Below are 18,922 nucleotides of genomic sequence, written 5' to 3'. Positions count from 1 at the left end.
CCTCCGCCGAGCGGCTCTGCTGCTCGACAGAATGAGCGTCCGGGACGAGCCCGGCTTTGCGGGGTATGGGAGGGGCGGCTTCGTGGCACGACGTGGAAAGCCTGGCTTGTGGGTGATGGAAGGCAACTGGTCAGCCTCCGTGCGCGATGTGCGCTCGGTGGAGCCTGTCCTGACGGCTTTGCAAGCCACTCGCGGGGCCCAATTCGCCAAGCGTCACATCAACGACCCGGAAGACCTCGAGCTCGGTCTCAAGCGGTGGGGTCAGAGGCAGCACCAGCCGTACAACATCGGATACATCGCCTTGCACGGCAGCCCGGCCACCGTCCACATCGGAAGGAGATCGGTCGATCTCTTCCAGCTCGGCGAGCGGCTTCCGGCAGCGACCTTGAGGCAGAAGGCTCTCCACTTCGGATCTTGTTCGGTTCTCGACCTCCACCGCAGGGAGCGGGAGGACCTCCGGAAGGTGCTAGGTGTCAAGGTCGTCACGGGGTTCACAGAGGATGTCGAATGGATCGAGAGCCTCGCGTTCGAACTGCTGCTCTTCGATGCGTTGACCTGGTACAAGCGTCCCAGTGACGCGGAGAACTACCTCAAGAAGACCCACGCGGCCTTCATCAAGCGCATCGGGTTCGTCATGGTCCGGGGGTAGGTCGTCGATGGCTGTTGCGGTGGGTCGTCCACAGTGGACACCGGCTCCACGTCGCAGCGAGTGCACATCGCAGTCGATCGAGCGGGCGACGTAGGAGCACGCGCAAGGAAGGGCGGGTGGGAGCCGGTGGCGAGCACGCGACGCAGGAGCGCGCGTAGCGGCGGCGTGGGTTACTACAGGAGTTGTGGGGTGAGGGTTGGGGTGGGCATGTCGGGGTCGAAGGGGAACATGGGGCGGTCGATGTGGTGGTGGCCCAGGCGGAGGAGGTCTTGGTTGACGCCGCCGGGGGTGAGGGCGAGGAGCCAGTCGGCGGCCATGGCGTAGAGCTCTGGTTCCAGGTAGCCGATCTTGACGATGACCAGGTCGGCGTCGCGGGGTGACAGGCCGAGCTGGGTGAAGTCGGACTCCAGGTGGTACGGCTTGCGGCGGGTGGTGACGATGACGCGGAGTCCGCCGGTGCCGAGGACGACGACTCCCCCGGCCGGGTCGACGGCGACCACCTCGGCGGTCAGGGCTACCGGCCCACACGGACCGGAGTCGATCTTGCCGCCGACCTCCACGCTCACCGTGGCGCCGACGCCGGCCTCGATCGCCGTCGCGGTCACCGAGGGGTCGACGATCGCCGCGTAGATCGTGGTCAGGTCGGACTCGGTGATCGCGGGCGTGCGCAGCAGCGTGTCCAGGGTCCAGGACGTGTCGCCGGCGCCGCCCGCCGTCGGGTTGTCGCCGGAGTCACTGATGAAGAACGGCCGCGCAGTACTCGCGACCGCGCGCTCGACGCACTCCTCCAGCGTCCCGGTCGGTGCGACGAACTCGAACTCGTCGTGAGCATCCCAATAGGCGTCGGCAAGCCGCTTCGCCTGTGCGGTGATGACGTCCTCGTCGTCGCCGCTCACCACGACCGCAGCCTGGCAGCGAGCCTCGTCCGCCCACGCGTACCCGACCCAGATCGCCGCATCCAGGACGCCGTCCATCGCCTCGACCTCGTCGACCATCGCATAGATCCGCTTGGCCGGGTCGATCCGCGTGCTCGTCTTCTCCCCCGGTAAGAGCACCGGCACCTGCACCCACGCCTTGCGCGGCCGACCGCCGGACCGCAGGCGTGCCACCAGGTTCCGCGCCGCGCGCTCCCTGGTGTCCCACGCGTCAGTGTGCGGCGCCTTGCGATAGCACGTGATCAGGTCGAGCGTGCTGGCGAGCTCATGCGACACGTTGCCGTGCAGATCCATCGACGCCGACAGCAACACCGAAGGCCCAACGATGTCGCGGATCCCCGCGACGAACTCGGCCTCGACGTCGGTCCGGCCGAGCACGCTCATCGCCCCGTGGAAGTCGATGAACACTCCGTCCAACGATCCCGCCGAACGGAGCAGTTCGTAGATCTCCCCCGCAAGCTGCTCGTACGTCTCCTTGGTCACCGGCCCACCAGGCACCGCCACCGCGTGCTGCAGCGGCACCCACTCCACCCCATCGGTCAGCTCCGACCCCGGCCCCAGGAACGCGTACCGCGCCAGCAGGTCCGCACCACGGGTCACGCGGAAGTCGTCCAGCGTGCTCCGATGCGGCGAGAACGTACTCGACTCGATCGCGATGCCGGCGATGCCGATCCGCAGCGGTTCCGAGGCGGTGTTTCCAGACGATGAGGTCATCGAGTTGCCCTTCTCGTGTCGGACGTCGGAAACGACCCTATCCGGCCGGCCGGGTGCCGCGCACGAAGGTCAGGAAAGGCCGGCGGCTTCCGGTCTCGACGATGTAGAACCCCGCGTCGACGGCCAGGTCGGCGAGTCGCACGTGCTCCGCGGCGTGGCCGGTGAACGCGCCGATCGCGAGCCGCGACAGTCGGCCGGTCGGCGGGCGAAAATCGGCGACCAACAGCCGGCCGCCGGGCTTGAGCACCCGGAACATCTCGGCGCACGCCCGGCCACGCTCTGCCACCGCGATGTGATGTACGGCGAGACACGACACCACGAGGTCGAAAGACGCGTCGTCGTACGGGAGCTGCTCCGCGCCGGCCACCCGGAACGTCGCGTTCGGCGGAGCATGCTCGTTGGCATAGGCAACGACCGGCTCGGACGGATCAACACCCTCGACGCTGCCCGACGGACGGACCGCGAGCCCAACCCGACGACTCAGATAGCCGGTCCCGGACCCGACATCGAGCACCCGGTCCCCCGGTCGTACGCCGCTCAGCTTGACCAGACCGTCGTACACGCGCCGGCGTTGACCGGCGAAGCCGATGGCCGAGGTGATCTCGTACCGGCGCGCGTTCTCGACGTGCAGGTGGTCGTTCATGTCCGGACCGCCTCAGCCGATTTGGCCCAGTTCTCGTGCAGGCGGTCGAGGTACGACTGCGCCTGCGGGCCGGGCTTCCTGCCCTTGGCGAACGCCCGCATGTTGCCCCCACCGGCGTTGTAGCCCAAGGCAAGCAACTCGTCCTTGCTCAACTGGGTGGCTGGGGTCGACGGCAGTCGCTTGGCCAGGTCGTGCAGGTGCCAGGCCGCGGCTTGGATGGCCAGGCTCGGGTCGTCCGGCAGCTCTTCCCACTTCCGGCCTGCGAACGCTCGGTCGCGCTTGGTGTCGTCGAACGCGGGCCGGTGCATGTTCGCGATCCCGAACGCGGGATCGGAGTCGATCTTCGCCCACGATCGCTCCAGCTCCGGGTCGTGCGGCTTGTACGACTCGTTGTACAAGATTGCCATCAGCAACTGCGGCCGGATCCCGGCCTGGCCGGCGTACTTCCGCACCTGGACGGCGAAGCGGGCCGGGTCGTAGTCCTCGTACCAGGGCTTCGGGGTAGCAGGAGGTGTGGACACAGCGGACGGCGTCGGCGTCGGGTTCGGGGCACTCGCCGTACCCTCGGTATCGCCACAGCGCGCAGCAGTCGCGCCCACGGCAACGGCTCCGACCGCGACCCACACCCACTGCTTCGCCACACTCCCAACCTAAAGCATCACCGGTAAGCACGGGCCTGCAACTCGAACAGCTCCGCGTAACGACCGCCCGCCGCGAGGAGTTCCTCGTGGCTGCCGACCTCCTCGACCCGCCCGTTGTGCATCACCACGATCAGGTCGGCCATCCGCACCGTCGAGAAGCGATGCGACACCAGGACGGTGATGCCGCCGGTCTCGGCCGCCGCCACACTAGCGGCCGCGGCGTACTGCTCGTACAACCGGTGCTCGGCCTCCGGGTCCAGCGCGGCGGTCGGCTCGTCGAGGAGCAACAGCAGCGGCCGTTCGCGCATGAACGCCCGGGCCAGCGCGAGTCGCTGCCACTGCCCGCCCGACAGCTCGACACCGTCGGTGAACTTCTTGCCCAGCTGGGTGTCCAGCCCGCGCGGCAGCCCGGCAACCACGGACTCGGCATCACCGCGCGAGACCGCCGCACGCACGGCCGCCTCGTCGGACTCCCGTCGTACGTCGCCGACGCCCACAACCTCGCGTGCGGTCCACTCGAACTTGACGAAGTCCTGGAACCCGGCCGACAGCTGCGTCCGCCACGAGTCCGGTGAGATCGTCGCCAGGTCCACGCCGTCGACCAGGACGCGCCCACTCGTCGGGTCGTACATCCGCGCGAGCAGCTTGACCAGCGTCGTCTTGCCGGCGCCGTTCTCCCCGACCAACGCGACCGCCGAGCCCGCGGGCAAGGACAGGCTGACATCGGTCAGTACGGCGGAATCCGTGCCAGGGTAGGCGAATCCGACGTTGCGCAACTCGATACCCGACCTCAGCCGCGGCGGCGCCGCATCGACGCTCGTCTGCCACGAGTTGTCCTTCGCGTACTCCCGCAACCAGTCGTACCGGCTGAAGCTCCGCACGACCTCGCCGACCCAGTAGACGTTGCGCGCGATCCCACCGGTCATCTGATCGACCTGCGGCGCCAGCAACAGCACGAGCACCACCTCGCCCGCCGTCTGCTGCCCGTTCCGCGCCCGGGCGATCACCCAGACGATCGCCGCGGCGTACGCGAGACCGAACGCCAGCCGCACCGACCCGTCGACCTTCCCGCCCCACCGGGCCGCCTCGACCCGGCGCCGGAACCGCTCGGTCTGCAACGCGAAGATCCTGTCCAGCAGCACCTTCCCGAGACCGAAGACGCGCACCTCGAGCCCGGTCCGCGCGTCCTTCGACACCTCGATCAGCTTGTCGATCAGCCGCTCCTGCGGCAGCGAGTCCTCGTACGCCTTGTGCGACCGCACGCTGCTCACGTACGCCGACCAGATTCGCGTCGCACCGAGCAACGGCAGCAGCAACAGCAGCGGATGCACGGATCCGAGCAACCCGAGCACGGTCACCGTGTTGGCCACCGTCGCGAACGCCCACAGCAGCACTTCGGCGCCGACGCCCATCCGCCACGCACGTTCACGGACCAGCTCCAGCCGGTCCGCGATGTCCGGCCGCTCGTGATGCGTCAGTCCCGGGATGCCCGTCGTCACGTCCAGCAGGTCGGCGTGGACCCGGCCGGCCATGCGCTCCTGGGCGGTGTCCTGCAGCGGCCAGCCGATGACGTCGGCGACGAACGAGACGGCCAGACCACCCACGATGATGCCGATGCCGAGCGCGATCGTGTTCGAGTTGTCGTCCGCGATGCCTTCGACGAGCTGGCTCACGCCGTACGTCTGCGCCGGTGCCGTGATCGCCCGCGCCGCGACGAGCACCGTGGAGATCGCCATCAGCAGCGGCGCGGCCCGGAACGACGTGGCGAACCACAGCCAGGCGATCCGCAGGCTACGCATCGAGCGCCTCGCTCTCCGGAGCCTCCGGGGTTTCCGGGGTCGTCACGTACCGCTCGGCCTGCAGGCGGAACATCCCGGCGTACATCCCGGCCTGGTCCAGCAACTCCTCGTGCGTGCCGTCCTCGACGATGCGCCCATCGGCGAGCACACAGATGCGGTCGGCGTTCCGGACCACCGAGAACCGGTGGGAGATGATCAGCGACGCCACTCCCGACGTCAGCTCGAGGTAGCGCTCGACCAACTCGGCCTCGGCGCGCACATCCAGGGCCGCCGCCGGCTCGTCCAGCACCAGCACGCCGGCGCCGGCATGTACGGCGAACAGCGCCCGAGCCAGCGCGATCCGTTGCCATTCGCCACCGGACAGGTCGACGCCGCCGTCGAAGGTCTTGTCGAGCACGGTGTCCCAGCCATCCGGCAGGCCACGGACGACAGCGTCGATGCCGGACTCCCGCGCGACCTTGGCGAGGGAGATCTCGTCGTCGGCGCGCTCGACCGCGCCGAACACGACGTTGTCGGTGACCGACAACGGAAAGCGCAGGAAGTCCTGCACGATCGCGGCGATCCGCCGTTGCCAGGCGCGCAGGTCGAGCTCCGAGAGATCCACACCGTCGACCGTGATCCGGCCCTCGGTCGGCCGGTAGGCGCCACCGAGCAGCTTCACCAGCGTGGACTTGCCGGCCCCGTTCACGCCGACGAGCGCGAGCGCCTCGTGCGCGCGGATGGTGAGGTCGAGGTTGCGGAGCACATAGACGTCCGAGCCGGGATACCGGAAGCTGACGTTCTCGAACCGGACCTCGCGCGCCGGCATCGACTCGATCCGGTGTCCGCTGATCACGACTGGCTCGGGGTGGCGCTCGGCAATCGTCCCCGGCAGCTCTTCCATCGCCCGGTACGCCGACAGCCCACGCTTCACCTGGACGACGCCGTACGAGTTCATCGCCACCCCGATGGACAGGATCGCCGGCACGGTGGTCGCGACCTCGGTCAGCGGCAGGTCGCCGTTCAGCGCGGCGCGGCCGACGAGCAGGATCGCGAGCCCGTTCGCAGCCAGATGCAGACCGCCGGTCAGGATCGACCACTTCACGTTCTTGCGGCGCCGCTCCCAGACCGGGCGGAAGCCCGCGGTCCACTCCCGGACGTACCGGTCGACCAGCCAGCCGTGCAGTCCGAAGACGCGAAGCTCCTTCGGTGCGTCCCGCATGCCGAGGTCGAACAGGTAGTTGGCCCGCCGTTGCTCCTCGGTGTTGCCCCACCACACGTCGATCTCGCGTGCGATCAGGCGGCCGCCGTACCACTCCAGCAGCAAGGTCACCGCGACCAGCATCGCGGCGACCGGCCAGGAGAACATCACCCCGACGATGACCGCCGAGCCGACCAGCGTGACCCGGCTGGCCATCAGCCAGGGCAGGTTCCCCAAGCCCTCGGCGAGATGGAATCCGCCTTTGCCCTTCGCCCGCTCCTGCATGTCGAGCACCTCGGTGTCCTCGAGATGCGCGACCCGGGGCGGCCGGAGCAACGGCTCGGTGATGCCGGTGCCGATGTCCCGGACGAGCGCCGCGTTCAGGATCTGCGACGCGACCTGATGGATCGCCGGCGTGAGGCTCTGCGCAATGAACACGGTCAGCAGTGCCGCGAGCAACCAGCTGAATCTGCCGAGCGACATCGCTCCCGGGGCATCGTCGATCACACCTGGCACAGCCCCGACGACCTGGCCGGTCAGCAACGTGACCGCCATCCCCAGCACCGAACCGAGTACGGCAAGGCCCATCGTCAAAGCAGTGCTACCAGGTGAGACCCGCAACGCGTACCGCAGCAGAATCAACACTCAATCGACCGTAACCACCCCCACCGACAAAAGCATCCGAGTTTAGGTTCGGAGCTGTCGCCGGACGTCGCGACCGAAGGAGAACACCAGCGCCAGCAGTCCGAGACCGGGAAGGAGTGCGAGCCAGCCTCCGGACGCGAGGCCCGGCAGGACCGCGGCCAGCAACATGCTCACGACCAGCAGAACTGCCTGGCTCATCCCGATCACCCGGCGCGACTGGCTGAACGGCAGCGGGGCACGCAGTGCCGACACGGGGATTCCGGCCAGCAAGTATGCGTACCGGAGGGCACCGATCGCGACGACCCACCAACCCGCGACATCGAAGACAGCGAGACTGATCGCCAGTAGCAGGGTGGTCGCCGCGTCGGTCTCGATGTCGAAGCGCCCGCCGAAGCTACTGGTCTCACCACGACGTCTGGCGACGCGCCCGTCGACCCCGTCGAGGATCAGGCAGACCGCGCCGACCACCGCGATGCAGATCGCGATCAACGGTGTCGGCTCGGCCCAGACCGCCTGCAACAGCAACGCCAGGATCCACACGGTCCCGACCAGCCGGGCCAGCGTCACCGTGTTCGCCAGGCCGAAACGACGGCGGCTGCGCCCCCATCCGGTCAGGATCAGGAGCGCTGCCGCCAGGTAGCCGACGAACGCGGCGCCCGCCGGCAGCGGCGCGGCCGCCATCAGACAACCGAAGGCAGTCGCGGCCGCGCCGGCCGAGATGGGTCGTAGAACGATCACGATCTTCCAGTTCAGTGCTTGTCCGGCGTCCGGGTCAACGCGGTGGGCAGGGGGTCGGCGTGGATGATCTGGAGGCGGCTGACCGCTCGGGTCAGTACGACGTACAGGCGGTGGAGGCCGCGTGGTTCGGCGGAGACGATGCGGGCCGGTTCAGCCACCACCACCGCGTCGAACTCCAGGCCCTTGGCGAGCGTGGCCGGTACGCAGACCAGGCGCGTGGTGTCCATCTCCTCCTCGGTCTCGCCGAGGAGGGCAGGCTCGAGGCCGGCGGCGGCGAGCGCGTCCCGCAGGTCTGCGATCTGCTCGTCCGCCGCAATCACCGCGACCGAGCCTTCGCCGGCGAGGGCGGTCCGGCAGAAGGCGACGATTGTGTCCGGCAACGACGGCTCGTCGGTCTGGACGATGCTCAGCGCATCGGCGACCGTACGGACACCGCGCGGCACGCCGAGCGTGGGGGCGATCTCCGGCAGCAACTTCGCCGCGAAGTCGATGATCTGGTCCGGTACGCGGAAACCCCGGTCGAGCTCGGCCACGACGCCGTCGGTCTTGTCGAGGTGATCGAGCACCCGGTCCCAGGAACCCGCGGCCCACGGAGTCGTCGCCTGGGCCAGATCGCCGAGGACCGTTGCCGATCCGGTGCGGCACCGCCGGCCCAGCGCGCGCAACTGCATGGCAGACAGGTCCTGCGCCTCGTCCAGGACGAGATGGCCGAGTGATCCGGTACGGCGTTCGATCAGGTCCTCGAGCTCGTCCAGCAACACCGCGTCCGCGCCTGACCACTTCGCCGACTTCCACGAGCGCGGCGGCTTCGGCCACAGCAGCGCAGCGCGTTCCTCCTTGGTGAGGTCGCCGGCCGCCTGCGCCAGGAACTCGGCATCGGAGAGGAGCCGGTGCAACACCTGTTCGGGGGTGACCCGGGGCCACACCGCGTCGACCAACTGCTTCACCGGCTTCGAGCGGGCCACCGCATTCTGCACCCGGTCGTCCGGCGACTCGCCGCGCCGCTCCATCAGCACCAGTACGGCGTGCGCGATCCGCTGCGCGAGTGCATTGCGACCCGGGTCGTACCGGGTCGACCCGCGCAGGGCCGACACGATGTCGACGAGCTCGTAGTCGTGCACGCGGTACCGCTGAGAACCCTTGCTGTAAAGGATTCCCTCGGTCGGCGTACCGACGTACGACCACAACGCCCGTTGCAGCGCACCGGCCATCCGGGCATCGCCCTTGACCCGCGCGGCCTCCGGCTCGTCCGACGCCGCGGCGGGCAGGCTGATCAGCTCGTCGATGGTGATCTGCCGTACGTCGACCTCGCCGAGCGCCGGCAGGACCTTGCGGATGTACGAAAGGAAGGAGCGGTTCGGTCCGACGATCACGACACCGCCGCGGCTGAGCCGCTCCCGCTCGGTGTAGAGCAGGTAGGCCACGCGGTGCAGGCCGACGGCCGTCTTTCCGGTGCCGGGCGCGCCCTGCACGCAGACGGTCGGATGCAGCGGCGCCCGGACCAGGTCGTCCTGCTCCGGCTGGATCGTAGCCACGATGTCGCGCATCGGCCCGGTGCGCGGCCGCTCGATCTCGGCGCGCAGGAACCGGTCGGCCTGATCGGCCTCTCCGGCTCCGAGCAGCGGCTCGTCCTCGAACCCGGTCAGCTCAGCGGTGTCCGAGAAGCCGTAGCGGCGCCGCAGCAGCACCCGCTGCCGGTCGTTGCGGGTCGCTCGATAGAACGGCACCGACACCGGCGCCCGCCAGTCGATGACCAGCGGCGCACCGTTGCCGTCGTGCACGTGCCGACGGCCGATGTAGATCTGGTCGAGTTCCTCGATGGTGCCGGACTCGTAGTCGAGCCGCCCGAAGAACAGCGGGACGTCGGGCAGGTCGATCAGAGCCAGCGTGCGCTGCTGATGAGCGCGGGTGTTGGCCTCGTTGGTGAAGCGCTCGTCGTTGTCCTCGCCACCGATCATCGGGACCTCGCGGCCCTCGACCTCGCGGTGCATCCGGGCCAGCGCCTCGCGGGCCTCGGTCAGGAAGGCCCGTTCGGCCTCGAGTTCGGCAGGGATGAGTGTGGATTCGGCCATCGAAAGGAGCCTCAACTCGGTGTCAGGTGTACGAACGACGGACTGGCGGCAATCGACAGGGTCCCGCCCCGGAGACCATCCGGTTCGTTGCGATCCTTCACGCAGTGCAAGAAGCCACCCGAAAAGACAGGCCGAGGACGTTACCAGCGCCCCCGGCGGCGCGCCACCGAATTGACTACGCTGTGCGGATGGCGATTCCGGTGCTGCTCGACTGCGATCCCGGGCACGACGACGCGATGGCGTTGCTGCTGGCCGTCGCCGATCCGGCGATCGACCTGCTGGGGGTCACGACGGTGGCCGGGAACCAGACGGTCGAGAAATGCACGCTCAACGCCCGTCGGGTGCTGTCGCTCGCCGGTGTGCCGGACCTCTCGGTCGCCCGCGGCGCCGACCGGCCGCTGGTCCGCCCGTTGCGCATCGCCGACGACGTGCACGGCGAGACCGGACTGGACGGTCCGCTGTTCGAGGGCGATCCACAGGTGCCGGAGGCAACCATCTCGGCGGATGACCTGCTGGTCGACGTACTGACGAAACACGACGCGCCGGTCACGGTCGTGGCGACCGGCGCGCTCACGAACGTCGCGACGCTGCTTGCCGCTCGACCGGAGCTGTCCGGCCGGATCGATCAGATCGTCTGGATGGGCGGATCCACCGAGCGCGGCAACGTGACGCCGTACGCGGAGGCGAACTGCTTCGTCGACCCCGAAGCGGCCGATCAGGTCCTGCGATCGGGCGTCCCGTTCACCATGTGCGGGCTCAATGTCACCCACCAGGCCTTGGTGACCGACGGCGTGCTGACCGCGTTCGCCGGGATCGGTACACCGCTGGCACGCATCTGCGTCGAATGGATGACCTTCTTCGCCTCGACGTACCGACAGCTGTGGGGAATGTCCGCACCGCCACTGCACGATCCGGTCGCGGTCGCCAGAGTCATCGACCCGGCGATCGTCCGCTGCGTCGACGCCAACGTGGTGATCGAGACCGAAGGCGTCTGGACCGCCGGCGCCACGGTCGTCGACCTGCACCACTACACCGGCCGCCCGTCCAACGCCCAGGTCGCCGTGGAGCTCGACCGAACCGCTTTCTGGAGCAGCATCCTCGATGCCGTGACGCTGATCGGCTGACTAGCCGTCACTCGTCACCTGTGCGGTCACCGCGTCGACGGTGGACAGCGGACCCGCCTGGTCCGGTTCGAGGTTGTGGCGCTTGGACAGCCAAGCGGGCTTGAGGTAGGTCATCCAGACGGTGCCGTCGTCGTCCGACCACACCAGGATCTTCGTCGGCAGATCCAAGGCAGCGAGTGGCGCAGCGGCCATGGTCGCCACATCGTCGGCAGGATTGCCGAAACCCAGCACTTTGGTGTCGCGCAACTCGCCCCCGGCCCGCTGTGCCTCACCGCTGTGGTCGACCACGAAGTACACCATCCCGCCGGCGCCGCGAATGGCCGCCGAGAGCCGCAGAACGGTCTCCGCGACGGTCACCGGGCTCCGCCTGTGGACGACACCGCTCGTCGCGCGCACCCCAGCCGGCGCGGCCTTCTGGTCGGTCGTCATCTCGTCCCTCCACCGTGAGCAGCTGACTGCTTCTCCAGCCAGAGTCGATCACCGGGCGCTCGACGTACAGGGAAGGGCGCTTCTGGTGACGCTCTGTCACGCTCGCGAGTTGCGACTTCGAGTCAGTTCTCCGGGATGCGGCGGCCGAGGTGGATCATGGGCTCAAGGAGGCGCACGTGTCGACAGGTCCTTCGCCAGGTCGCGCGACCGCCGAGATCTTCGGTCGGCTCGCGGTGGAGTTGCACGCGGTCGGCGGCGTCGAGGAAACCGTCGAGGCGGTCGTGCAGTTCGCGTTGCAGGCGGTGCGGTGCAAGTACGCGTCCGTCGTACTGATCGCCCGTGGGCGGCGTCCGCAGATCATGGCGACGACCGACCCCAACATCGCCGGACTCTTCCACGAGCAGATCGAGGCCCGTGCCGGGCCGCTGCTGACCACCATCGCGCAGCAACAGGTGGTGCTGATCCCGGACGTGGCGACCGAGACCAGGTGGTCGCCACAGTGGGCCGAACAGATCACGGCGGTGGGGGTCCGCTCCGCGCTGCATCTGCCGTTGATCGTCCACCGGCGCACCGGGGCGGTCCTGAGTCTGTTCTCCGATCAGCCCGGCGCGTTCGACGCCGACGACATCGCGGTGGCGCACATCCTGGCCCGGCACGCGGCGGTTGCGATCGCCGCCGCGCGGGACGAGTTCTCGATGACGCAGGCGGTCGACGCCCGCAAACTCGTCGACCAGGCAATGGGCATCCTGATGGAGCGCTACGACCTGGACGCCGACCGCGCGTTCGAGGTCCTGAAGCGCTACTCCCAGCACCACAACCGCAAACTCCACGACGTCGCCCAGGAACTCATCGACACCCGCCACCTCCCCCGCTGAGCGGATCCGTTTCACTCCAGCGAGGGATCCGCGTCCGGCCTGCCAGGGCCGACACTCGTGGTCGTGGGGTTCCTTCGGAGGTGGCCAGAGTGGATGGGCCGGGCCGTTCGGGTCTGGTCCCTTCTGTACGGCGTCCTCGCGGCGTACTGGCTGGCCGGAGGCCGGGCCGGTTTCCCGGTCGCCGACGTCAACGGCCACCCGCCAGGAGGGGCGCCGGTCGCGATCACCATCGCCCTGGTCCTTCTCCTCGGCGCAGTAGCCGCCGCTGCCTCAGTTGGCCCGACCTCGAGCTGGGCCCAGGTCGGGCTCAGGTTCGCCACCGCGACAGCACTGCTCGGCACGTTCGGCCTGGCACTCACCGCCGTCGGCATCGTCGCCTCCGGAACCGTGGAGCGACCGCTCGCTCTCGTGAGTCAACTGCTCGCCCTCGTCGGTGCCGGCGCGTTGTTCGCGGCGGCGCTGGCACAGGCACGCCGAAGCCGCTCGCGCTGCCCACGCTGCGGCGGACCACATCCGTTGCCACCGAAACCCGAGCAGCCACTGGTACGGCGTACGCCCCGAGCGGCATCCAGACGAAGCCGGCGGACGGTCTACCTGGTCCTGCTGGGAGTGGTGCCGTGGGCAACAGTGAAGTTCGTCTGGGGCCTCGGCGGATCGGCGCTCGGTGTGTCCGCCGCCGAGTGGCACGCCACCTTCGACCAAACCACCACCTCCGGTCTGAGCCGCATCCTCGAACGGGCCGGACTCGACATCACCGTGCTCGCGTCGCTCGTCGGCGCCGTACTGGCGATCACTCTGCTGAGCCGCCGGAGACTGCCGCGCTGGCTCTTGCTCACGCCCGCCGTGACCGGAGCCACGAGCCTCGCCCTGTACGGCGTCCCGCTCACGATCTGGGGCACCGCCGTACTGGCCGGTCTGGCCCAGCCGGCCGGCGATCCAGCACCGTTCAGCCCGACCGGACAGGCCTGGATGATCACCTTCGGCGGACTCGCTTTCACCGACCTCGGGACGGCGCTGGCCATCGGCGTGCACTCGTATCACCGCCGCAGCAAACCGAGCTGCGCACTCCCCCGTTGACGCGTTTCGACGGGTGCCGTGGTGACCCTCCGATCGACTGTGGCTAAGATTATGTGAGCACCGTACGTCGGCAACGCCTCTCGCGACGCCGATCGCGCCGCGACGGCTGCGCCTCGAGCAGGAACTCACGGCCCTCCACCAGTGGGCGTCGGTCCCACCCCGGTGGCGGGTCCCGCCGGAATTCCGCACGTCGATCGCTCGCAGGTGACCGCCCGGGAGACCCGGCCGGGGCATCTCGTCGACGGTGTGCTGCGGTGCGGTGGTGCGTGCCGCCGCGGCAAGGATGTCGCGGCAGTTCTGAGGAGGGGATCTTGGCCCAGCGAGGCCGGCGTCAGTCCGACGCTACCCGTAGTGCCACAACGCGACGTCGGCGTCGTGTTCGCGATGTCGAGGTCGAAGGCCTGATGCCGGTGCTCGCCCGTGCCGTGCGGGAGGTCGAGGGAGCCGTCGAGCGCTCGGCCGTGCGGCCGTCGATCCGGACGAAGTTCCAGGTCATCGCCCTGCTGGTGCGCGAGGAGCGGGCCCGGGTGAACTCGGACCCGGCCGCGAGCGACACCTACCGCGCCGAGCAACTCCGTCGTCTCGACGGGATCGCGACGATCCTCGCCAAGACCGCGGCCCTCGAGCCATCCCTGCTGGCGCTGCTCGCCGAGGACGCGGTCGTGTCCCCGGCGGCCACCTCGCTCAAGCGCGAGATGCTGGTGTCGGCCGGGGTCGAACCGCCCGACGACGAGCCGACCGTCAAAGCGCCGACGGCCGCCCCGCCGACGAACGCACGCCAGGTCGTGCCGCAGTCGGTCGTCTCCCGGCAACTCGCCAATCCCTTCCTCGCTCCCGACTTCAGCTCCGCGGCGCCCCGCGAGCCACAGGCGCGGCGGCTGGCCGGCTGGGAGCTGATCGGCCCGCTGCTCAAGTCGTTCGAGTACGCCACCGCCTCGTCGACCAAGACCCTGCCCAACCCCATGTCCCTGCGGACCGCCTCCGGCACCGACCTGATGCCACACCAGGCGCGCCTGGTCGCGGCTGCCGCGGGTGGCCATCGGACCTTCCTGCTGGCCGACGAGCCCGGCCTGGGCAAGACCGCTCAGGCCCTGCTCGCCGCGCAGGCCGCCAACGCCTATCCGCTGCTGGCCGTCGTACCGAACGTCGTGAAGACCAACTGGGCTCGCGAGGCCGGCCTCTGGACTCCGCGCCGGACCGCCACCGTGATCCACGGCGACGGCGACACGATCGACGGCTTCGCCGACATCGTCGTGGTGAACTACGAGGTGCTCGACCGGCACGTCGGCTGGCTCGGCGAGCTCGGCTTCCGCGGCATGGTGGTCGACGAGGCGCACTTCATCAAGAACAAGAAGTCCCAGCGGTCGCAGAACGTACTGCGGCTGTCCGAGCGGATCCGGAGCCGGACCGGGCGTCCGCTGCTGATGGCGCTCACCGGTACGCCGCTGATCAACGACATCGAGGACTTCACCGCGATCTGGCAGTTCCTCGGCTGGATCGACGGGAACAAGCCGGGCGCGGAACTGATGGAAGCGCTCGAGGACAGCGGTCTGACACCGGCGGATCCCGGGTTCTACGCGGCCGCCCGCGCCAGTGTGATCGACCTCGGCATCGTCCGCCGGCGCAAGGTCGACGTGGCCGCCGACATCCCGGCCCGCCGCATCGCCGACCTGCCCGTCGAGCTCGACGACGCCGCCGGCCGGTCCATCCGCGACGCCGAACGCGAGCTCACCAACCGCCTCGTCTCGCGCTACCGGAGCGCACTCGCGACCCGCGAGTCCGGCGAGGTCGTGGACGGGATCGACCATGACCTGGTCCGGCGGGTGGCCGGCTGGGAGCGGGCCGATCCGGACTCGAAGACCGGCGAGAACGTGTTCAGCCTGGTCCGGCGGATCGGCCGGGCGAAGGCCGGGCTGGCCGCCGACTACGCCGCGCAGCTCGCGCACAACGTCGGCAAGGTCGTCTTCTTCGCCCGGCACATCGAGGTGATGGACGCCGCCGAGAACCTCTTCGCCGAGCGCGGCATCGCCTACTCCTCGATCCGGGGTGACCAGACCGCGAAGAGCCGGCAGAAGAACATCGACGCGTTCGTCAACGATCCAGAGGTCTCGATCGCGGTCTGCTCGCTGCTGACCGCCGGCGTGGGTATCAACCTCCAGGTCGCGTCGAACGTCGTACTCGCCGAGCTCTCCTGGACCAACGCGGAGCAGACCCAGGCCATCGACCGCGTCCACCGGATCGGCCAGGAGGAGCCGGTCACCGCGTGGCGCATCATCGCGGCCCAGACCATCGACACCCGGATCGCCGATCTGATCGACTCCAAGGCCGGCCTGGCCGCCAAAGCCCTCGACGGTTCCGACGAGGAGCTCTCGTCCTCGGCCGACCTGCAGCTCGAGGCCCTCGTCACGCTCCTGACCAACGCCTTGTCAGCCGCTGGGTAAACGCTATCCTCGACAGGTGATCTATGAGCTGAACCATGTCGGTGGCCGGGTCAGGGACGTGGATGCGAGCCTGGCGTTCTACGCCGGGATCGGGGCCGAGGTGGTCGATCGGTTGTTCATGACCACCAGCCGGGTCAACCGCGTCCACGTCCAGATCGCCACCGGGCTGGTGGAGCTCCTGCACCACGAGGATCCGGATCCGGAGGCCGGTTACGGGCTGAACCATGTCGGGTTCATGACCGACGATCTGGACGCGGACTACGCGCGGCTGATCGGCTTGGGGTACGCCGAGCTCTCGGCGCCCAGGACGGCCGGGAGCGGGCAGGGCCGACTCGGGTTCCTTTCCGACCCGAACGGCGTACGGATCGAACTCCTGCAGCGTTCGGAGGAGTTCCGGATTCCACCGATCGCCTCGGGTCCGGTACGACGCCTGTCGTTCGTCGCACTGGCCGCACCTGATCTCGACGCGGCGATCGAGTTCTACGGCACGCACCTCGGCATGGAGCGGGTGCCGTCGGACGAACCAACGTTCCGGATCGGCGACGACGCGGTCAGACTCTGCGAGTCCTTCCCGCCGGCACCGACCCCGATCAATCACCTCGGTCTGATCGCGACCGACCCCCGTCCAGACGCCCACGACCCGGACGGCAACCGAATGACCTTCCTGCCGTCCTGAGGTTGTCCTCGGCAAGCAAATGTCCGGTCTAGCCTGCCGGGTCGGCGAGGCGGAAGTTGAGTTCGACCTCCCATTTCGTCTTCCGCGGTTCGGTGCGGGGATCGGTGCGGAAAGCCTCGTACCTGCAGGCGAAATGGTCGCCCTCGGCAACATCCCACCGATCGAAGGCGAGGTCGTGCGCGGCGGCCCACTCGATCAGGGCCCGGTTCGCGCGGAGGGAATGGTTGCGGTAGGTCAGCGTCGCGTAGCGACCGGCCGGCAGTCTGGCCGGCTGGACGCGAGCGTCGCCGGCGAGCGGGCCCGGGGTGACCACGCCCACCGACAGGTCCATCGGACCGCTCATGTCGATCACATGCAGACGAAGGAGGAACGGGCCGACGTCGTCGATCCCCTGACTGCGGAGCCAGCCGTCGAGCTCGTCGATCAGCTCGTTCCGGGTGCTCAACATGCCGCGGAAGGGTGTGACCACGCGGATGCCGAGATAGTCCCGCTCCGGCCGCTCGACAACCCGAGGCGGTTCGAGTAGATCCATCCGTTCCTCTCAGTCTGCAAGGCCTCCCAGGATCGCGCCTTCCCCTGGGGCAAGGTCAAGTGTCAGCTCCCAAACGTTCAGCCCCAGATCGTCTTCCGTGCCGCCGGCAACGAAGCCGTCCTCGCCATCACCGAGTCACCTCATGGTGACGACGACCTTGCCCTGTGCGCGGCCGGTTTCGACATACGCCAGTGCTTCTTTGGTCGACGCGAAGGGGAAGGTCCTGTCCAGGACCGGGCGGATGGCGCCTTCGTCGATGATCGGGGTGATCTTGCGCAGTTGGTCTCCACTTGCCCGCATAAACAGGAACGAATAGCGCACCCCACGTCGTCGCGCCAGCCTCCTGATTCGGTAGCTCAGCAGCGTCATGGCGAGCCTCAAGAACCACGATGCTCCGATCTCGCGCGCGAAGTCCGCATCCGGCGGACCGGAGATCCCGATGACCGTCCCGCCGGGCCGGAGAACTCGGAGGGATTTCTCGAGCGTCTCTCCACCGAGGGGGTCGAGTACGACGTCGTAGTCGTGCAGGACCGCTTCGAAATCTTGCTGCTTGTAGTCGACGACCACGTCGGCGCCGAGGCTCTTCACCAGGTCGACATTGGCGGTGCTCGTCGTCGTGGCCACCGTTGCACCGAGATGTTTGGCCAGCTGGATCGCGGCTGTTCCCACGCCGCCCGAACCCGCGTGAATCAGCACCTTCTGTCCTGGCCTCACGTTCGCTCGCTCGACCAGCGCCTGCCACGCCGTCAGCACGACCATCGGAAGGGCAGCGGCTTGTTCCATCGAGAGCGACTCAGGCTTTGCCGCCAGGTCGCCTTCATCGACCGCGACGTACTCCGCAAAGGCGCCGATCCGGTCTTTGTCCGGTCGCGCGTAGACCTCGTCGCCCGGCTTGAATCGCTGCACACCGGACCCGACCCGGACGACGACGCCGGCCAGGTCGTTGCCCAGGATCAACGGCAGGCGGTAGGGCAGGACGAGCTTGAACTCGCCGTCCCTGATCTTGGCGTCGATCGGGTTCACACCGGCGGCATGGATCTCGACCAGAACGTCGTTGTCCCTCAGCTCGGGAGCCGGCATCTCGGCGGCCCGGATGCCGTCCTTGCTCTTGTAGCGATCGATGATGAACGCTTTCATGACTTCTTCGGCTCCGATCGGCGCTCCTGGGTGGTCGCGAGCAAGGCGAGGGCGTTCTGGATGCCTTGCTCGAGGACCTGGTCGGAGAGCTGCTGGTCGGCCAGGGCGCGGGACAGTTGCATCGTGCCGACCAGCAATGCGTAGACGCTGAGCGTCTGAGCCCGCGCCGACTGTGGATCGTGCGGCGCCAGCACGGCGGCGATGTCGTCGATGAACGTCAGAACGCCATCGGTGTAGGCCTGCTTGGTCGTGTCCGGGCAGCGCCCGATCTCGTCGAGGAGCGCAGCGGCCGGGCAGCCTTCTTCGGGGTTGTCGCGGTGAGCGGGTGACAGGTACTCACGCACGATCTGCTCAACTCCGGCGCGGTCGGTTGCCGTACCCCTGATCCACTCGCGCTGCCCGCGGAGCTGATCGCCGACGATCGTCGCGACCAGCTCGTCTTTGGACTCGAAGTGGGCGTAGAAGGCGCCATTGGTCAGCCCGGCGTCCGCCATCAGCGTTGCGATCCCTGAGCCGTCGATGCCGTCGCGCTTGAACCGACGGCCGGCCGTCTCGGTGATCCGCAGCCGCGTCGCCTGCTTGTGTTCCTTGCCGTACCGCGCCATCTGTGCCTCC

17 protein-coding genes are annotated in these 18,922 nt (G+C 68.8%); 6 read left to right on the top strand and 11 right to left on the bottom strand.

The window, feature by feature from the left end; genetic code table 11:
* Positions 1–31 precede the first annotated feature (31 nt).
* Entirely contained in the window at positions 32–649 is a 618-nt protein-coding gene (locus ACGFIF_RS07945; RefSeq protein ID WP_393152651.1) for a DUF6642 family protein, read from the top strand.
* Positions 650–822: 173 nt separating this feature from the next.
* Here the strand turns inward: ACGFIF_RS07945 and ACGFIF_RS07940 are convergent, their stop codons facing one another.
* Genes ACGFIF_RS07940 through ACGFIF_RS07910 form a run of 7 tightly spaced genes read right to left on the bottom strand, consistent with a single transcriptional unit; the run spans position 823 to position 10,016 of the window.
* Positions 823–2,298: a M81 family metallopeptidase gene (locus ACGFIF_RS07940; RefSeq protein ID WP_393152649.1), complete on the bottom strand. Its 1,476-nt coding sequence runs from the start codon at positions 2,296–2,298 to the stop codon at positions 823–825.
* Positions 2,299–2,335: 37 nt separating this feature from the next.
* On the bottom strand, positions 2,336–2,941 hold the full coding sequence (locus ACGFIF_RS07935) for a class I SAM-dependent methyltransferase (protein ID WP_393152647.1): 606 nt from the start codon (positions 2,939–2,941) through the stop codon (positions 2,336–2,338).
* Positions 2,938–3,582 (bottom strand): transglycosylase SLT domain-containing protein, encoded by a 645-nt coding sequence (locus ACGFIF_RS07930; protein ID WP_393152645.1) that lies wholly within the window; start codon positions 3,580–3,582, stop codon positions 2,938–2,940. Before ACGFIF_RS07930 ends, ACGFIF_RS07935 begins: the two co-directional genes overlap by 4 nt.
* A gap of 17 nt (positions 3,583–3,599) precedes the next feature.
* A complete protein-coding gene (locus ACGFIF_RS07925) occupies positions 3,600–5,381 on the bottom strand; it encodes an ABC transporter ATP-binding protein (protein WP_393152643.1) in 1,782 nt (593 codons plus the stop codon).
* Entirely contained in the window at positions 5,374–7,206 is a 1,833-nt protein-coding gene (locus ACGFIF_RS07920; RefSeq protein WP_393152641.1) for an ABC transporter ATP-binding protein, read from the bottom strand. The genes ACGFIF_RS07925 and ACGFIF_RS07920 overlap by 8 nt, the downstream gene beginning before the upstream one ends.
* A gap of 42 nt (positions 7,207–7,248) precedes the next feature.
* Complete coding sequence (locus ACGFIF_RS07915; protein ID WP_393152639.1) at positions 7,249–7,944, bottom strand: CDP-alcohol phosphatidyltransferase family protein; 696 nt, start codon at positions 7,942–7,944, stop codon at positions 7,249–7,251.
* Positions 7,945–7,955: 11 nt separating this feature from the next.
* Positions 7,956–10,016, bottom strand: a complete 2,061-nt coding sequence (locus tag ACGFIF_RS07910) for a HelD family protein (RefSeq protein WP_393152637.1) — start codon at positions 10,014–10,016, stop codon at positions 7,956–7,958.
* A gap of 188 nt (positions 10,017–10,204) precedes the next feature.
* On the opposite strand from ACGFIF_RS07910, the gene ACGFIF_RS07905 reads away from it, so the two are divergent.
* Positions 10,205–11,140: a nucleoside hydrolase gene (locus ACGFIF_RS07905; protein ID WP_393152635.1), complete on the top strand. Its 936-nt coding sequence runs from the start codon at positions 10,205–10,207 to the stop codon at positions 11,138–11,140.
* On the opposite strand, the gene ACGFIF_RS07900 is transcribed toward ACGFIF_RS07905, so the two are convergent.
* A complete protein-coding gene (locus tag ACGFIF_RS07900; protein WP_393152633.1) occupies positions 11,141–11,569 on the bottom strand; it encodes a DUF302 domain-containing protein in 429 nt (142 codons plus the stop codon).
* A gap of 176 nt (positions 11,570–11,745) precedes the next feature.
* On the opposite strand from ACGFIF_RS07900, the gene ACGFIF_RS07895 reads away from it, so the two are divergent.
* From ACGFIF_RS07895 to ACGFIF_RS07880, 4 genes are all read left to right on the top strand, one after another.
* Positions 11,746–12,444, top strand: coding sequence for a GAF and ANTAR domain-containing protein (locus tag ACGFIF_RS07895; protein ID WP_393152631.1), 699 nt, complete (start codon positions 11,746–11,748; stop codon positions 12,442–12,444).
* 93 nt (positions 12,445–12,537) lie between these two features.
* Positions 12,538–13,521 (top strand): hypothetical protein, encoded by a 984-nt coding sequence (locus ACGFIF_RS07890; RefSeq protein ID WP_393152629.1) that lies wholly within the window; start codon positions 12,538–12,540, stop codon positions 13,519–13,521.
* A 404-nt stretch (positions 13,522–13,925) separates the two neighbouring features.
* Complete coding sequence (locus ACGFIF_RS07885) at positions 13,926–15,962, top strand: DEAD/DEAH box helicase (protein ID WP_393152627.1); 2,037 nt, start codon at positions 13,926–13,928, stop codon at positions 15,960–15,962.
* A gap of 16 nt (positions 15,963–15,978) precedes the next feature.
* Entirely contained in the window at positions 15,979–16,638 is a 660-nt protein-coding gene (locus ACGFIF_RS07880; RefSeq protein WP_393152625.1) for a VOC family protein, read from the top strand.
* Positions 16,639–16,666: 28 nt separating this feature from the next.
* On the opposite strand, the gene ACGFIF_RS07875 is transcribed toward ACGFIF_RS07880, so the two are convergent.
* The 3 genes from ACGFIF_RS07875 to ACGFIF_RS07865 all read right to left on the bottom strand — a co-directional run bounded on the left by ACGFIF_RS07875 (position 16,667) and on the right by ACGFIF_RS07865 (position 18,912).
* Entirely contained in the window at positions 16,667–17,170 is a 504-nt protein-coding gene (locus ACGFIF_RS07875) for a GyrI-like domain-containing protein (protein ID WP_393152623.1), read from the bottom strand.
* Between the two features lie 135 nt (positions 17,171–17,305).
* Positions 17,306–18,307, bottom strand: a complete 1,002-nt coding sequence (locus ACGFIF_RS07870; protein WP_393152621.1) for an NADP-dependent oxidoreductase — start codon at positions 18,305–18,307, stop codon at positions 17,306–17,308.
* Positions 18,304–18,912 (bottom strand): TetR/AcrR family transcriptional regulator, encoded by a 609-nt coding sequence (locus tag ACGFIF_RS07865; RefSeq protein ID WP_393152619.1) that lies wholly within the window; start codon positions 18,910–18,912, stop codon positions 18,304–18,306. The genes ACGFIF_RS07870 and ACGFIF_RS07865 overlap by 4 nt, the downstream gene beginning before the upstream one ends.
* Positions 18,913–18,922: the final 10 nt, after the last annotated feature.

The sequence above is a fragment of the Kribbella sp. NPDC049174 genome, assembly GCF_043197365.1.
In the GTDB taxonomy this organism is placed as follows: domain Bacteria; phylum Actinomycetota; class Actinomycetes; order Propionibacteriales; family Kribbellaceae; genus Kribbella.
The sequence above is the reverse complement of the archived record's forward strand: the minus strand, read 5'-3'. Positions and strand labels throughout refer to the sequence as shown.

What these genes read in the sequence shown, in the direction of transcription:
- ACGFIF_RS07945 (WP_393152651.1), top strand. Translation starts at nt 32, where the DNA reads ATGAGCGTCCGGGACGAGCCCGGCTTTGCGGGGTATGGGAGGGGCGGC.
- ACGFIF_RS07940 (WP_393152649.1), bottom strand. Translation starts at nt 2,298, where the DNA reads ATGACCTCATCGTCTGGAAACACCGCCTCGGAACCGCTGCGGATCGGC.
- ACGFIF_RS07935 (WP_393152647.1), bottom strand. Translation starts at nt 2,941, where the DNA reads ATGAACGACCACCTGCACGTCGAGAACGCGCGCCGGTACGAGATCACC.
- ACGFIF_RS07925 (WP_393152643.1), bottom strand. Translation starts at nt 5,381, where the DNA reads ATGCGTAGCCTGCGGATCGCCTGGCTGTGGTTCGCCACGTCGTTCCGG.
- ACGFIF_RS07910 (WP_393152637.1), bottom strand. Translation starts at nt 10,016, where the DNA reads ATGGCCGAATCCACACTCATCCCTGCCGAACTCGAGGCCGAACGGGCC.
- ACGFIF_RS07905 (WP_393152635.1), top strand. Translation starts at nt 10,205, where the DNA reads ATGGCGATTCCGGTGCTGCTCGACTGCGATCCCGGGCACGACGACGCG.
- ACGFIF_RS07900 (WP_393152633.1), bottom strand. Translation starts at nt 11,569, where the DNA reads ATGACGACCGACCAGAAGGCCGCGCCGGCTGGGGTGCGCGCGACGAGC.
- ACGFIF_RS07890 (WP_393152629.1), top strand. Translation starts at nt 12,538, where the DNA reads ATGGGCCGGGCCGTTCGGGTCTGGTCCCTTCTGTACGGCGTCCTCGCG.
- ACGFIF_RS07885 (WP_393152627.1), top strand. Translation starts at nt 13,926, where the DNA reads ATGCCGGTGCTCGCCCGTGCCGTGCGGGAGGTCGAGGGAGCCGTCGAG.
- ACGFIF_RS07875 (WP_393152623.1), bottom strand. Translation starts at nt 17,170, where the DNA reads ATGGATCTACTCGAACCGCCTCGGGTTGTCGAGCGGCCGGAGCGGGAC.
- ACGFIF_RS07870 (WP_393152621.1), bottom strand. Translation starts at nt 18,307, where the DNA reads ATGAAAGCGTTCATCATCGATCGCTACAAGAGCAAGGACGGCATCCGG.
- ACGFIF_RS07865 (WP_393152619.1), bottom strand. Translation starts at nt 18,912, where the DNA reads ATGGCGCGGTACGGCAAGGAACACAAGCAGGCGACGCGGCTGCGGATC.